This is a genomic window from Actinomadura sp., from assembly GCF_044508335.1.
Lineage (GTDB): Bacteria > Actinomycetota > Actinomycetes > Streptosporangiales > Streptosporangiaceae > Spirillospora.
Window position 1 is genome coordinate 5,182 of record NZ_JBIQHY010000020.1, and the last position, 14,452, is coordinate 19,633.

Consider the following 14,452-nt stretch of genomic DNA (forward strand, 5'->3'; position numbering starts at 1 on the left):
CGTCGTGGTGACCGCCGTGGTGGCGGCCCCGGTCGTCGTGCCCCCGGCCGTGGCCCCGGTCGTCGTGGCCCCGGTCGTCGTGGCCCCGGTCGTCTCGGCCTCGGCCTCTGTCGTCGTCGGTCCTGTGCCTGAGCACCGTCCCGGTCCGGACGTCGATGTGGATGTCGTGTTCGACCCCGTTCACGATCACGTCGACGTCCCAGACGGTGCGGCCGTGCTCGGTCTCGAGTTCGACCGACTCGATCCAGCCGCCGGGGACCACCCGCAGGGCGATCCGCGCGGCCTCCCCGGAGTCGATGGCCCCCGGCGCCCTCGGCGTCACCGGCGCCTTCGGCGCGGCCGGCGTCGACGGGCTCGCCGACGGCGCCACCGCAGCCGCGCGGCCGGTCCCGCCCGGCGGTGTGCTCCCGCCCCCGTTGGCCAGGGCGACTCCGCCGCCGAGCACGATCGCGGCGCCCGCGACCCCGGCGATCAGTGTGGTCCTCCGCATCTTGCGACCTCCTTCTCCGGGCCCCCGCTTCAGGAGTCCGTGCCACCGAGAGGTTCGCCCGAACGCGGATAGGGCCGCGCTACCGCGTCCCTAAGGTCGCGCTAAGGATTGCCGAGGTCGAGTTCCACCACCGCGCCGCCCTCCGGGGAGCGGCCGACCGACATCGTCCCGCCCGAGTCCTCGGCGGCGCGGCGGACGATGTCGAGGCCGAGGCCGCTCGACCCGGACCCGCTGGCCCCGCGCTCCAGCGACCGGGGCGAGTCGAAACCGGGTCCCTCGTCGGCGACGGTGAGCCGCGCACCGCCCGCGGGCACGGCGTCCAGGCGGATCGTGAAGGCCGTCCCCTCGGGGGTGTGGGCGAAGACGTTCTCGATCAGCGCGTCGACGGCCGCCGCCAGGTCGTCGCGGCTCAGCGCCACATGCAGGGGCGCCGGCGGAAGCCGGGCGGTGAGGCGCCGGTCCTGGTCGTCGGCCAGGACCGTCCAGAACCGCACCCGCTCGGCGACGACCTCGGTCGCGTCGCAGCCGGCCGCCGCGGCCGCCGCGGGCGCCGGGCGGCGGGCGTCCTCGATGATCTGGGTCACGGCCCGCTCCAGCGCGTCGACCGAGGCGCCGACCCGCGCGGCCTCGCCGGGGTCCCGCAGCGTCTCGACGTCCAGGCGCAGCGCGGTGAGCGGGGTGCGCAGCCGGTGCGACAGGTCGGCGGCCGCCTCCCGCTCCTGCGCGAGCAGCTCCCGGATCCGTCCGGCCAGGTGGTTGAGCGCGGCCGACACCTCGCGCAACTCGGCGGGGCCCGCCGGCCGTGCCCGCGCGTCGAGGTCCCCGGCGGCGAGCCGGTGCGACACGACGGCGAGGTCGTGCGTCGGCTGGACGAGCGATCTCGCCATCCGCCAGGCGACCGCCAGGCTCAGCCCCAGCAGGACGACCCCCAGCGCCGCGAGGATCAGCCAGGCCCGCATCACCCCCCGGGTCAGCGCGGCGTCCGGCACGAACGTGCGGACGACCGCGGTGCCGTCCGGCAGGCCCTGGACGGCCACGAGGATCTCCCGCCCGCCCGGCGCCTGCGCCGTGAGGCTGCCGCCGCGGGCGGCCAGGTCGACGGCGGGCGACCGGGGCGCCGGGCGGCCGAGGACGGTCCCGCCGGGGAGGAACACGGTGACCGGCCACTCCCCGGTGCCCGCGCCGGCCTGGTCGAGGGCGTTCGCGAGCGCGGGCCGGTCGAGCGTGGTCACCAGCGCGGCCACCGACTCGGCCGCGATCGTCGCGGAGCTCGTCGCCCGGTCGGCCGCCACGGTGCGGACGAGCAGCGCGAGCGGCACGAGGAACGCGAGCAGGACCAGCGACGTCGTGGCCGCCACCAGCAGCGTCAGCCTGCGGCTCATGGGGCCGGATCGACGAGCTTGACGCCGACGCCGCGCACCGTGCGCACGTACCGCGGGTCCTGCGCGGTCTCGCCCAGCTTGCGGCGCAGCCAGGACAGATGCACGTCGACGGTCTTGTCCGCGCTGCCGTACACCGTCCGCCACACCTCGGTGAGCAGCTCCCGCTTGCTGATCACCTCGCCGGGCCGCTGCGCGAGATAGTGCAGCAGGTCGAACTCCTTCGGGCTCAGATCGAGCGGGACGCCGTCGAGCGACGCCACGCGGGTGCGCGGCTCCACCCGGAGCCCGCCGACCACGAGAGCGGGGTCGCCGGCCTCCTCCTGCCGGGCGCGCCGGAACACCGCGCGGATGCGGGCGTCCAGCTGCGCCGCGCCGAACGGTTTGACCACGTAGTCGTCGGCGCCCGCGTCGAGCACCCGCACGATCTCCCGCTCGTCGTCGCGCGCGGTCGCCACGATCACCGGCACCCGGCTGACCGCGCGGAGCATGCGCAGCACCTCGCCGCCGTCGAGATCGGGAAGGCCGAGGTCGAGCACCACCACGTCGGGCCGCTCCTCGACGGCCTGCTTGAGCCCGCTCATCGCGGTGTTCGCCGAAGCCACGGCGTGGCCCAGCTCTCCGAGCGCCCGGACGAGCGTGGTCCGGATCTTGGCGTCGTCCTCGACCAGCAGCACCTGTGCCACGTATGCACGGTAACCCGCGGAATGTGCCGTGAACTGCCCCGAACGGACGTTACCGCCGTCTTAACCTGGCCTTAGGAATGGGCGGGCGATGATGGGACCATGAGGCGACGGGTCCTGCTCGGCATCGCCGGCTGGCTGGTGGCGCTGGTGGCGGCGACCACCGTCGGCATCGCCGCGATCGGTGTGCTCGAGGACGGCATCACCGGTTCGCGGGCCCAGACGCTCGACCGGGACAGCGTCAGGCAGGGGCTGAGCAGCCCGGCCGTCCCCGCGACCGCCTCTTCCAAGCCGCCCACCGGAACCGCTGCGCCCGCGTCTCCGGGCGACGAGGTCACGAAGGTCCTCCGCACCGAAGGCGGCAGCGTCACCGCGAGGTGCGCCGCGGGCCGGGCCCGGCTCGTCGCGTGGAGCCCGCGGCAGGGCTTCGAGGCGGAGGACGCCAGGCGGGGCCCGGCGCGGGAGGCGTCCCTGAAGTTCGAGTCCGACGACGCCGAGTACGAGGTCACGGTGACCTGCGGACCCGACGGCCCGACCGCGAGCTCCCGCAAGGACGACGGCCACCGCCGCGGTCACGGCGGCCGCGGCCGCGGCTGACCGGCCGCCCGCGCCTCCGCTGGTGGCGGCACCGGCCCGGCCGCCGGGCCTTCCACGGGTCACCGGCATCACCGCACGGCCGCACTGATCGCCTGGACGTCTCGGGCCGCGATTGTCAAGGGCTACAGGGCCCTCGGGTTCGGGACCTTCGCCCATGTCTTCGCGAATCGCGGTGCTCCACCCTTCGAGGTGCTCCGGCAGGCCATCCGGGACGGGTGCTCCGGGGGCGGGTCCGCCGTCCCGGGAACGCGCGCGTCCCCCATGGAGCAGGGATGGAGCGGGGAGAGCCGGATCAGGCCGGTGCTCCCGACCCCGGAGACGGCGCAGAGACCAGGAAAAGCGGAGATGGCCATTGACTCTGGAGAATGAACACGCCGCGCCCGTCACCGCCGGCCGCGGCGAGGTCGTCCCGACCCGCAGCGCGCGGCAGGGGTCGGCGATCGTCTCGTGGATCACCTCGACCGACCACAAGGTGATCGGCTACATGTACATGGTCACCGCGTTCGGGTTCTTCCTGATCGGCGGGCTGATGGCGCTGGTCATCAGGGGCGAGCTGGCCAAGCCGGGGCTGCAGCTGACGTCCAACGAGCAGTTCAACCAGCTGTTCACCATGCACGGGCTGATCATGCTGCTGCTGTTCGCGACGCCGATGCTGGTCGGGTTCGCGAACGTGCTGGTGCCGCTGCAGATCGGCGCGCCCGATGTGGCGTTCCCCCGGCTGAACATGCTCGGCTACTGGCTGTTCCTCTTCGGCGGGCTCATCGCCGCCGGCTCGTTCCTGACGCCCGGCGGCGCGGCGAGCTTCGGCTGGTACATGTACCCGCCGCTGTCGGACTCGACGTACAGCCCCGGGATCGGCGCCGACATGGGCATCATCGGGCTGACGCTGGGCGGCGTCGGGACGATCCTCGCCGGGGTCAACTTCATCACCACGATCCTGTGCATGCGGGCCCCGGGCATGACGATGTTCCGGATGCCGATCTTCACGTGGAACATCCTGTTCACCAGCTTCATGATCCTCGCGATCTTCCCGCCGCTGGCGGCCGTGCTGATCGCGCTGGAGGCCGACCGGAAGCTGGGCGCGCACATCTTCGACCCCGCGCACGGCGGCGACCTGCTCTTCCAGCACCTGTTCTGGTTCTTCGGCCATCCCGAGGTGTACGTGATCGCGATTCCGTTCTTCGGGATCGTCTCCGAGGTGATCCCGGTGTTCTCGCGCAAGCCGGTGTTCGGGTACATCGGCATGGTCGGGGCCACGATGGTGATCGCGGGACTGTCGATGTCGGTGTGGGCGCACCACATGTTCACCACCGGCCAGGTGCTCCTGCCGTTCTTCTCGTTCCTGACGTTCCTGATCGCCGTCCCGACCGGGATCAAGTTCTTCAACTGGGTCGGAACCATGTGGCGCGGCCAGCTGACCTTCGAGGCGCCGATGCTGTTCTGCGTCGGGTTCCTGGTGACGTTCCTGTTCGGCGGGCTGACCGGAGTCATGCTCGCCTCCCCGCCGATCGACTTCTCGGTGAGCGACACCTACTTCCTCGTCGCCCACTTCCACTACACGCTGTTCGGCACGGTGGTGTTCGCGATGTTCGCGGGCTTCTACTTCTGGTGGCCGAAGATGACCGGGAAGAAGCTGCACGAAGGCTGGGGCAAGGTGCACTTCTGGACCCTTTTCATCGGCTTCCACACCACCTTCCTGGTGCAGCATCTGCTGGGCGTGCAGGGAATGCCGCGGCGGTACTCCGACTACCCGGAGGAGTTCACGTTCCTCAACCAGGTCTCCTCATTCGGCGCGCTCCTGCTCGGGATCTCGACCCTGCCGTTCCTCTGGAACATCTGGCGCACGGCGAAGCAGGCGCCTCTCGTGGGCGTCGACGACCCGTGGGGATGCGGCGGCTCACTGGAATGGGCGACCTCGTGCCCGCCGCCGCGGCACAACTTCCACCGCATCCCGCGCATCCGGTCGACGCGTCCCGCGTTCGACCTGCATCACCCCGAGTACGCCGCGAAGATCGAGGGTTCTTAGCGGCGGGCGCCGTGAGCGGGCACAGGCTGGGGAACCCGGGCATGGGACGCTTCGAGGCGCTGCTGGGACGGCTCAACCGGAGGCGTCGCGTCCTCGGCTTCTGCCGCAGCGGGCTGTGGCGGGCCGAGGACCGCGTCCAGCTGGCCGCCGGGGTCGTGCTCTTCATGCTGTTCGTCATCGCCGGACCCGTGGGGGCCGGTTTCGCCGCGCACGCCGTCTACGACGCGGGCGTGCGCGCCGAACAGCACCAGAAGGCGACCCGCCGGCAGGTGACGGCGACCGTGGTGCGGCCCATGGGCGACCCGGACGGCCCGGGCCCGGCGCCGCCCCGGACCGCCGTGGTCTCCTGGACCGACCCCGGCGGCGGCCGGCGCAGCGCCGGCGCCCTCCTCGGGCTCAGGCACCGGACCGGGGAGACCGTGCGCGTCTGGGTGGACCGGTCCGGCCGGACGACCCATCCGCCGCAGAGCCGCTCGACCACCGGCCTCAGAGCGACGATCGTCCTCGTCACCGTCCCGATCCTCGCGGGGGCGCTCGCGCTGACCCTCCACCGGCTTCTGCGCGCGGGCCTCGACCGCTTCCGCTACCGCCGATGGGACCGCGAGATCAGCCACCTGACCCCGCACCTGTGAAGGACCGCCGCCCGGCCGGCCGCGATCTCACCTGCGCGCGCTCATGCGCGGACGCGAACTATCGTCTTGCCCTTGCGGCGTCCGGTCGAGTCGAGGGTGGCGACGGCGTCGTCGAGGGGCGCGACTTCGCCGATGTTCGTGCGCAGCCGTCCGTCGCGTACTCGCTGGACGATCTCAGCCAGCTGGGCACGGTCGGACTCCACGACGAAGTCGATCGCCAGGCCGTCGGCGGGCCGCGCCTCGGGCGGGCCGACGACGGTCACCAGGGTTCCTCCGGCTCGGATCAGGCGCGCGGATCGCTTCTGGACGTCGCCGCCGATGACGTCGAACACCAGGTCGACGCCGCCGGCGTCTTCCAGCGCATCGGTTCCGAGGTCGACGAACTCTGCCGCGCCGAAGTCGAGCGCCTTCTGGCGGTCGGCGGTGCGTCCGGTGCCGATGACGTAGGCGCCGGACTCGCGCGCGAGCTGCGTCGCCATCGACCCGACCGCGCCGGCGGCGCCGTGCACGAGGACGCTCTGCCCCGCCTGGAGGCGGCCGTGCCGGAACAGTCCCTGCCACGCGGTCAGCCCTGAGATCGGCAGGCTCGCGCCCACCGTGAAGTCGACGTCACCCGGCAGGGGCGCGAGGTTGCGCGCCTCGACGGCCGTGTACTCGGCCAGGGTGCCGTCGCGGTGCCAGTCGGTGAGGCCGAACACCCGCTGTCCCACGGACAGGCCCGTCGTGCCGTAGCCGAGGGCGGTGACCACTCCGGCCAGTTCGTGGCCGGGGATCGACGGCGTCCGGTCGCGGTCGCTGCGATCGGCCCAGGTCGAGGGCCACGCCAGCTCGGTCGGGACGAATCCCGCCGCGTGGACCTGGACGATGACGTCGTTGATCGCCGCCGGCGGCTCGGGCCGCTCCGTCAGCGTCATCCCGGCTGTTCCCGCGGCCTCGTCCGTCACCACGATCGCCTTCATCCGGCACCTCCATGTGCGCTGTGTTCAGGTGGTTGGGCCGGTGGTGCCTGCCGGGTATTCCTGGAGGGGAACCAGGTCCTTGGACCAGGCGGACATTACCGGGGTCAGGACCCGCCATGCCTCTTCCGCCTCGTCGCCTCGGATCGACAGGGCCGCGTTGCCGTGCAGGACGTCCAGGAGCAGCCGGCCGTAGGCGGGCAGGTCGGGGGTCTCCATCTGCGCGGTCATGGTGAGAGGGGTGAGGGTTCGCGCGCCGGAGCCGATGGCGTTGAGCCCGAGCGTCATGTCCTCCGGGTCGAGCCCGAAACGGAGCACGTTGGGAACGGCCTCGCCTGTGTGGCCGAAAGGCAGGTGCGGCACGGGACGGAAGTGCACCGCGACCTCCTTGCGGTCGTCCTTGAGGGCCTTGCCGCTGCGGAGCCGGAAGGTCGTGTCCGACCAGCGCCAGCTTTCCAGGTGCAGTTCCACCTCGGCGAAGGTCTCGGTGCGGTTGTGAGGGTCAACGCCGTCCTCGTCAATGTAGGCGGGGACGTCCCGGCCGTTGATGCTGCCTGCGAGGTAGCGTGCCCGGCGGGTGTGGCGTACGGCGTCCTGGACCGTGCGGGAATCCGAGGTGCAGATCAGCGCGGCGTTCGTCCGCACGATGGCGTCCAATGGACCGGGCTTCGGCACGGGCTTGTCGACCAGGCCGACCTGCCCGATCTCCTTCATCACGAAAGCCTTCATTACGCCCCCTTTTCGACTAGCGCTACAAAAACCGGTCGAGATCAAGACCTCGCAGGGGGCAATGTGTCCACCATGAACAGCATCCTTCCCGGCGGAAGCTGCTCAACCTCAATAAATCTCCACCCCGTCGCCAAGGAATTCCCCGCGACGCATTCCCCGCTTGCGCGGGGCTCCGGTCAGACGATCTCCCGGATGAGCGAGACGGCCCGGGCCAGGTGCGGCTCGGTGCGGTCGGTGCGGTGCGCGATGGCCAGCTCGACGTCCACGGCCGGACTCGCCAGCGGCCGGTAGGCGACGCCTTCGAGGGCCAGGGCCGTCACCGGTTCCGGGACGACGGCGACGCCGAGCCCGCCCGCGACCAGGGTGATCAGCGTGGAGGTCTCGCCGACCTCGTGGCGGATCCGGGGTTCCGCGCCGGCGTCGCGGAAGAGCCCGACCACGACGTCGTACATCACCGACCGCCGGTCGGCGGAGTGCACGATGAGGCCCGCGCCCGCCAGGTCGGTGACCGCCAGCTGCGGGAGGGCGGCCAGGCGGTGGTCGGCGGGGACGGCGACGACGAGCCGGTCCCGGCGCAGCGGCAGCACGGTCAGCGAGGGGTCGGCGCTCGGCGGCCGCAGCAGGGCCAGGTCGATCTCGCCGGTCCGCAGGGCCGTGGCCTGGTCGGGGGCCAGCATCTCGCCGCGGAAGGAGAAGTCGACGCCGGGCAGTTCCATGGACAGGCCGCGGGAGATCGCGGGCAGCAGGCTGTAGGTCGCCGACCCCACGCAGCCGATGGCGAGATGGCCGACGGCGCCGGCGGCCACCCGGCGGGCCTCGTGCGCCGCCTCGTCCACCTCGCCGAGGATCTTCCGGGCGCGGACCAGGTAGGCGCGGCCCGCGTCGGTGAGGTCGACCCGGCGCGTGGACCGGTGCAGCAGGGTCACGCCGAGCTCGGCCTCCAGCCGCCGGATCGCCTGCGACAGCGGCGGCTGCGCCATGTTGAGCCGCTCGGCGGCCCGGCCGAAGTGCAGTTCCTCTGCGACGGCGATGAAGTACCGCAGGCGACGGAGATCCATCGATAGTTCGTCTCAATCAGTGCAAATATTGATACTTCACTGTATCAAGGGAGGCCGCCTAGCCTCGGAGCCATGAGCTCCTATCTGTACTCCGCCGTCCGGACGCCGTTCGGCCGGTTCAACGGCGCGCTGTCCGGCGTCCGCCCGGACGACCTCGCGGCCGGCGTGATCACCGCGCTGCTGGACCGGGCACCGCGGCTGGACCCGGCGGCGATCGGCGACGTCGTCTGGGGCAACGCGAACGGCGCGGGCGAGGAGAACCGCAACGTCGGCCGGATGGCCGCGCTGCTCGCCGGGCTGCCGACGAGCGTGCCGGGCACGACCGTCAACCGGCTGTGCGGCTCCAGCCTCGACGCGGCGATGATCGGCTCCCGGGCGATCGAGACGGGCGACGCCGACGTGGTCCTGGCGGGCGGGGTCGAGTCGATGACGCGGGCGCCGTGGGTGCTGCCGAAGCCCGCCAAGGGCTTCCCGGCCGGCGACCTCGCCGCGGTCTCGACGACGCTCGGCTGGCGCCTGGTGAACCCGCGCATGCCGAAGGAGTGGACGGTCTCGCTCGGCGGGGCCAACGAGATGCTCCAGGAGAAGTACGGCGTCAGCCGCGAACGCCAGGACGCCTTCGCGCTGCGTTCGCACCGGCTCGCGGCGGCCGCGTGGGACGAGGGCTTCTACGACGACCTGACCGTCCCCGCCGGGGAGCTGAAGCGCGACGAGGGGATCCGCGCCGACACCTCGCTGGAGAAGCTGGCGAAGCTCAAGCCCAGCTTCCGCCCGGACGGCACCATCACCGCGGGCAACGCCTCGCCGCTGAGCGACGGCGCGTCCGCGCTGCTGCTCGGCTCGGCGGCCGCCGCCGACCTGATCGGCCTCGACCCGCTCGCCCGCATCGCCGGGCGCGGCGCGTTCGCGCTCGACCCGCAGGAGTTCGGCTACGCCCCCGTCGAGGCGGCGAACCGCGCCCTCGCGCGGGCCGGGATCGGCTGGGACCGGGTCGGCGCGGTGGAGCTGAACGAGGCCTTCGCCGTCCAGTCGCTGGTCTGCGTCGACGCCTGGGGGGTCGACCCGGAGATCGTCAACACCCGGGGCGGTGCGATCGCGATCGGCCATCCGCTCGGGGCCAGCGGCGCGCGCGTGCTGGGCACGCTCGCGAAGGTGCTCCGCGAGCGCGGCGAGCGCTGGGGCGTCGCCGCGATCTGCATCGGGGTCGGGCAGGGCCTGGCCGTCGTCCTGGAGAACACGGACGCGGCGAGCGCGGGAGCCGGGGCGTGAGCCGCACCGAGATCGTGGAGAGCGTCGACGAGGCGGTGCGCGGCATCGAGGACGGGAGCACCGTCCTGGTCGGCGGCTTCGGCTTCGCCGGGATGCCGTTCGACCTCATCGACGGGCTGATCCGGCAGGGCGCGAAGGACCTCACCATCGTGTCCAACAACGCCGGGAACGGGGACGTCGGGCTGGCCGCGCTGCTCAAGGCCGGGCGCGTCCGGAAGGTGGTCTGCTCGTTCCCCCGGCAGAGCGACTCCTACGTCTTCGACGAGCTCTACCGGGCGGGGAAGATCGAGCTGGAGATCGTGCCGCAGGGCAACCTCGCCGAGCGGATGCGCGCCGCCGGCGCGGGCATCGGCGCCTTCTACTGCCCGACCGCGGTGGGCACCCCGCTGGCCGAGGGCAAGGAGACCCGGACCATCGACGGGCGCGAGTACGTCCTGGAGTACCCCATCAAGGGCGACGTGGCGCTGATCAGCGCCCACCGGGCCGACGCGATGGGCAACCTCGTCTACCGCAAGACGGCCCGCAACTTCGGGCCCGTCATGGCGACGGCCGCGACCACCACGATCGTGCAGGTGGGCGGGATCGTCCCCGTCGGCGGCATCGACCCGGAGACGGTCGTCACGCCCGGCATCTACGTCGACCGCGTGGTGCGGGTCGAGGCCCGGCACTACACGGTCCAAGGAGCGCGCTGACATGTCCCTGACCCCGGACGAGCTGGCCGCGATCGTCGCCCGCGACATCCCGGCCGGCTCCTATGTCAACCTCGGCATCGGCCGCCCCACCAAGGTCGCCGACCACCTCCCGGACGGCTCGGGCATCGTGCTGCACACCGAGAACGGCATGCTCAACATGGGGCCCGCCGCGGCCGGCGACCAGATCGACCCCGACCTCACCAACGCCGGGAAGGTCCCGGTGACCGAGCTGCCCGGCGCGTCCTACTTCCACCACGCTGACTCCTTCGCCATGATGCGCGGCGGCCACCTGGACGTGTGCGTGCTGGGCGCGTTCCAGGTCTCCGCCTCCGGGGACCTCGCCAACTGGAGCACCGGCGCGCCCGACGCCATCCCGGCCGTCGGCGGCGCGATGGACCTCGCCATCGGCGCCAAGCAGGTCTTCGTGATGATGACGCTGTTCGACAAGAAGGGGCGGTCGAAGCTGGTGCCCGAATGCACCTATCCGCTGACGGGCGTCGGCTGCGTCAGCCGGGTCTACACCGACGTCGCCGTCATCGACGTCGGCCCGGACGGGGCGTCGGTCAGGGAGACCTTCGGCGTCACGGTCGACGAGCTGCGCGACCGGGTGCCCGTCCCCCTCAAGGCGGCCTGACGGCCGCACCCCCGTCGCATCGGCCCGACGACCGCGCGTCCCGGTTCCGCCGATTCCGCGGAACCGGGCGGCGCGCCGGACGCCGCGCCCCCGCGCGTCAGCGCATGTCAGATCGTGTCCGGCTGTACGGGAGTGGCAGGCGTACAGGCTGACAACAACGATCTTCTTGTGAACGGCTGAGCCATGGGTGACCGTGGTCTCCGCCGCGGGCTCCGCTCCCTTCGCCCGCACTAGGAGATCACGATGAAGCTGCCGTCATACGCGGCCGCCCTCCTGGCGGCCGCGCTGCTCACTCCCCTGGCCGGGGCGTCGGGGGCGCCGGCCAGGGCCGCCGACGCCAAGGCCCTCCCCAGCGTGGACATGGAGGCCACCGTCAAGGCGGCCCAGATCGACCCGCGGCGGGCCGACGACACGCTGACGCCCGGCGCCAAGGCGAGCGTCCTGCTCGTCGAGCGGGCGCTGCGCGACAGGAACCTCCTCGACGACCGGTGGGTGGACGGCTACTTCGGCACCACCACGATCGCGGCCTACGCCGAGTACCAGAGGTCGCTCGGCTACTCCGGGCTCGACGCCAACGGGCTGCCCGGCAGGACGTCCCTCACCAAGCTGGGAGCTGGCCGCTTCACCGTCACCCGCGCCATCGGCCCGGGCGCCCGCGTGACCGCCGGCGACGGCGCCGTCATCAACACCCGGACGCGGGACATGCTCGCCGAGGCGGAGCGGCTGCTCGGCCGCCGCCTCGTGCTGGAGCAGGGGTCGTACAACCCGGGCGGCGACCCCACGTCCGCGGGCACCCATGACGGCGGAGGCGTCGTCGACATCTCGGTCGAGGGGATGAGCTCCGCGACCCGCACCGCGGCCGCCCGCGCGCTGCGCCGGGTCGGCTTCGCCGCCTGGGTGCGCAGCCCCGCCCAGGGCGACTGGCCGTGGCACATCCACGCCGCCGCCATCAGCGACACCGACCTGTCCACCCAGGCCCAGCACCAGACCGGCGACTACTACCTCGGCCTGAACGGGCTCGCCGACCGGAAACCGGACGACGGCCCGAAGGTGGCCATCCGCACCTGGGAGGAATACCAGCGCCGCTGACCTCCCGTCCGTAGACCCGCCAAGATCCGTGAACGAAGGAGATGAAGGATGAGCACGCTCAGCAAGGTCCTCACCGCGACGACGGCCGCCATCGCGCTCGGCGGCGCGGCGGCCGCGCTCGCCTCGCCCGCCTCGGCCGCCGCCCGCAACGGCGTCTGCGAGAGCGGGGAGTTCTGCTACTACTACAACAGCGACAACGCCGGGTCGGTCTCCGACTTCACCGGGTCGGTCGCCGACTACGGCACCCAGCAGCCGTCCTGCTACGACTTCAAGGGCTCGGGCAACGGCAAGGGGCAGTGCATCAAGAACAACGCCGCCTCCGTCTGGAACCGCAGCAGCAAGACGGTCCGGGTCTACTACAACAGCAACTACGGCGGCACCTACCAGGACTTCAAGGCCGGCGCCAAGGGCAACCTCAACTCCAGCCTGAAGAACCAGAACGCCTCCCACCAGTTCCTGAGCTCCGGCCCGACCGGATGCAAGACCGACGGGACGGACAGCAAGCTGCCCACGACGATCCTGGTGTACCGGGTCTCCCTGAACCGGGTGGACAGGGTGGCGTTCAAGACCTACGTCAAGAACGTCCTGCCCAACGAGTGGGTGCCGAGCTGGCCGAAGGAGTCGCTCAAGGCCGGGGCGATGGCCGTGAAGAGCTACGGCTGGTACTGGGCGCTGCACTCGACGCGCAAGACGTCTGACGGCCGGTGCTTCGACGTCTACGACACCACGTCGAGCCAGGTGTACAAGCCGGGTTCGGCGCAGGCGACGACCAGTTCCGCGGTGGACGCGACGTGGGGCACCCGGATGACCCGCGGCGGAAAGATCCTGCAGGCCCACTACTGCTCCACGACGACGGCGTGCGGCGGATGGGTCACCGGGGACTGGATGTCGCAGTACGGCTCCCGTGACAAGGCCAACGCGGGCTGGAGCTACTCCAGAATCCTCAAGGCCTACTACAGCGGGATCACGCTCTCCTGACCGCCCCGCGATGGTTCCCCGCCGCGCCCGCCGCGGCGGGGAACTACCGTCCCTCGACGATGACCTGGAAGTTGACCGGCCGGTTTCCGGGGAACGCGACCTTTCCGGAAGCGTCCACCATCTTGAACCGCACATAGCACAGGCCGGGTTTGCGCGGCGTGGTGATCTGAGTCCTGATGTCGACCATCTTCCCCGGCCGCGTATCGTCGATCGGCACATCGGAAATGGTCTGGCATTGGTCGGCCTGCTGCGGAACGTCGAGCCGGCGCAGCGAATACCCCTCCCACGGCACCTTCCCGACGTTCTTCAGCCGCCACACCTTGGTCACGGTCTTCCCGCCGGCGACGCGCGTGCAGTCGGGCAGCGTGATGTCCGCGATGAACGCGGCCGCGTCGCCCTTGTGCGTGGGCGGCGCGGGCGGCGGATTGGTCTGCTGCACCGGGCAGTCCGCCGGGGAGAGCGCCGCCTTCGCCTTGCTGCCGGCGGGTTTCGCGCCGTCCCCGGAACCGCGGTCGATGGCGACGAGGACGATCACCGTCCCCACGCCGACGACCGCCGCGGCCAGCGCCGCGATGGCCGGCCCCCGCAACCGGGACCGCTCCGCCGGAGCCGCGCTCTCCTCCGGGGGCGGGGGCGCCGGATCACCTCCCGAAGCGGCTTCCGGCGACCCGATGGCCACGTGCACGGCGCCGGATTCGGCGGCGCTCCCGGCGGCGAGATCGCCCCGCGGGGCTCCGGCCCGTCCGGCGCTCACCGACCTGACCGCCCGGTTCGCCGCCTCCCACCGCTCGCGGAACTCCTCCGGGTCGGCACCGCACGCCTTGACGAACTCGGCGGTCGTCCCCCAGCTGGGGAGCCGGTTGCCCTTCGTGGCCTCGTGCAACGTCGTGTGCGAGATCGCTCCCGACCGCCCGGACATCTCCCGGAAGGGCGGATTGCCGACCGATTCCCGCAGTTCCCGCAGAGCCGCCGCGAAGTCCTCGATCGCCTCCGCCTGTGCACGCATGTCGTCCACCGGCCGAAGCTAACAGCGCCCCCACCCTCCCCTCAACCTCACCCCGATACCGCGGGTAACGGCGACCACTCCGGCCCTTCAAGATCATCAACACAAGCGCGCCGCCCCCCGGAGGGCGTCCCCGCACAAAACCCCAGCATGATCGCCCCAAGCCCCTTTCTCACCCACGAGACATCGAGGCGAGCGGCCCCTTTTAAGGTGAAATTCCGATTTTCACATCCCCCC

15 protein-coding genes are annotated in these 14,452 nt (G+C 72.0%); 8 read left to right on the top strand and 7 right to left on the bottom strand.

Annotation, left to right across the window (positions count from 1 at the left end; genetic code table 11):
• The 3 genes from ACIWVC_RS10385 to ACIWVC_RS10395 form a co-directional block, all read right to left on the bottom strand.
• Nucleotides 1-490, bottom strand: a 490-nt coding sequence (locus ACIWVC_RS10385) for a PepSY domain-containing protein (RefSeq protein WP_396454060.1), incomplete at its 3' end; no start/stop codon positions are given.
• Nucleotides 491-591: 101 nt separating this feature from the next.
• A complete protein-coding gene (locus ACIWVC_RS10390; protein WP_396454062.1) occupies nucleotides 592-1,872 on the bottom strand; it encodes a sensor histidine kinase in 1,281 nt (426 codons plus the stop codon).
• The gene (locus ACIWVC_RS10395; RefSeq protein WP_396448811.1) at nucleotides 1,869-2,555 is read right to left on the bottom strand and encodes a response regulator transcription factor; all 687 of its coding nucleotides are present in this window, start codon (nucleotides 2,553-2,555) and stop codon (nucleotides 1,869-1,871) included. The genes ACIWVC_RS10390 and ACIWVC_RS10395 overlap by 4 nt, the downstream gene beginning before the upstream one ends.
• Before the next feature lie 99 nt (nucleotides 2,556-2,654).
• Here ACIWVC_RS10395 and ACIWVC_RS10400 point away from each other — a divergent pair, with 99 nt between their 5' ends.
• The 3 genes from ACIWVC_RS10400 (at nucleotide 2,655) to ACIWVC_RS10410 (ending at nucleotide 5,807) form a co-directional block, all read left to right on the top strand.
• The gene (locus tag ACIWVC_RS10400; protein ID WP_396448810.1) at nucleotides 2,655-3,149 is read left to right on the top strand and encodes a hypothetical protein; all 495 of its coding nucleotides are present in this window, start codon (nucleotides 2,655-2,657) and stop codon (nucleotides 3,147-3,149) included.
• A gap of 352 nt (nucleotides 3,150-3,501) precedes the next feature.
• Entirely contained in the window at nucleotides 3,502-5,175 is a 1,674-nt protein-coding gene (gene ctaD, locus ACIWVC_RS10405; RefSeq protein WP_396448809.1) for a cytochrome c oxidase subunit I, read from the top strand.
• 41 nt (nucleotides 5,176-5,216) lie between these two features.
• On the top strand, nucleotides 5,217-5,807 hold the full coding sequence (locus ACIWVC_RS10410; protein ID WP_396448808.1) for a hypothetical protein: 591 nt from the start codon (nucleotides 5,217-5,219) through the stop codon (nucleotides 5,805-5,807).
• 41 nt (nucleotides 5,808-5,848) lie between these two features.
• On the opposite strand, the gene ACIWVC_RS10415 is transcribed toward ACIWVC_RS10410, so the two are convergent.
• The 3 genes from ACIWVC_RS10415 to ACIWVC_RS10425 form a co-directional block, all read right to left on the bottom strand.
• Complete coding sequence (locus tag ACIWVC_RS10415) at nucleotides 5,849-6,766, bottom strand: NADP-dependent oxidoreductase (protein WP_396448807.1); 918 nt, start codon at nucleotides 6,764-6,766, stop codon at nucleotides 5,849-5,851.
• Between the two features lie 24 nt (nucleotides 6,767-6,790).
• Nucleotides 6,791-7,492, bottom strand: a complete 702-nt coding sequence (locus ACIWVC_RS10420; protein ID WP_396454064.1) for a hypothetical protein — start codon at nucleotides 7,490-7,492, stop codon at nucleotides 6,791-6,793.
• 176 nt (nucleotides 7,493-7,668) lie between these two features.
• Nucleotides 7,669-8,550, bottom strand: coding sequence for a LysR family transcriptional regulator (locus ACIWVC_RS10425; RefSeq protein ID WP_396454066.1), 882 nt, complete (start codon nucleotides 8,548-8,550; stop codon nucleotides 7,669-7,671).
• 72 nt (nucleotides 8,551-8,622) lie between these two features.
• Here ACIWVC_RS10425 and ACIWVC_RS10430 point away from each other — a divergent pair, with 72 nt between their 5' ends.
• The 5 genes from ACIWVC_RS10430 to ACIWVC_RS10450 all read left to right on the top strand — a co-directional run bounded on the left by ACIWVC_RS10430 (nucleotide 8,623) and on the right by ACIWVC_RS10450 (nucleotide 13,212).
• Nucleotides 8,623-9,819, top strand: coding sequence for a thiolase family protein (locus ACIWVC_RS10430; RefSeq protein WP_396453036.1), 1,197 nt, complete (start codon nucleotides 8,623-8,625; stop codon nucleotides 9,817-9,819).
• Nucleotides 9,816-10,511, top strand: a complete 696-nt coding sequence (locus tag ACIWVC_RS10435; protein WP_396453038.1) for a 3-oxoacid CoA-transferase subunit A — start codon at nucleotides 9,816-9,818, stop codon at nucleotides 10,509-10,511. Before ACIWVC_RS10430 ends, ACIWVC_RS10435 begins: the two co-directional genes overlap by 4 nt.
• A gap of 1 nt (nucleotide 10,512) precedes the next feature.
• Complete coding sequence (locus ACIWVC_RS10440; protein WP_396454068.1) at nucleotides 10,513-11,145, top strand: 3-oxoacid CoA-transferase subunit B; 633 nt, start codon at nucleotides 10,513-10,515, stop codon at nucleotides 11,143-11,145.
• Between the two features lie 243 nt (nucleotides 11,146-11,388).
• Complete coding sequence (locus ACIWVC_RS10445) at nucleotides 11,389-12,234, top strand: peptidoglycan-binding protein (RefSeq protein WP_396453041.1); 846 nt, start codon at nucleotides 11,389-11,391, stop codon at nucleotides 12,232-12,234.
• Nucleotides 12,235-12,282: 48 nt separating this feature from the next.
• Nucleotides 12,283-13,212 carry a peptidase inhibitor family I36 protein gene (locus tag ACIWVC_RS10450; protein WP_396454069.1) on the top strand — a complete coding sequence of 310 codons (930 nt, stop codon included), beginning with the start codon at nucleotides 12,283-12,285 and terminating at the stop codon, nucleotides 13,210-13,212.
• Between the two features lie 43 nt (nucleotides 13,213-13,255).
• Here ACIWVC_RS10450 and ACIWVC_RS10455 read toward each other — a convergent pair whose 3' ends face one another.
• On the bottom strand, nucleotides 13,256-14,218 hold the full coding sequence (locus tag ACIWVC_RS10455; RefSeq protein ID WP_396454080.1) for an NBR1-Ig-like domain-containing protein: 963 nt from the start codon (nucleotides 14,216-14,218) through the stop codon (nucleotides 13,256-13,258).
• Nucleotides 14,219-14,452 lie beyond the last annotated feature (234 nt).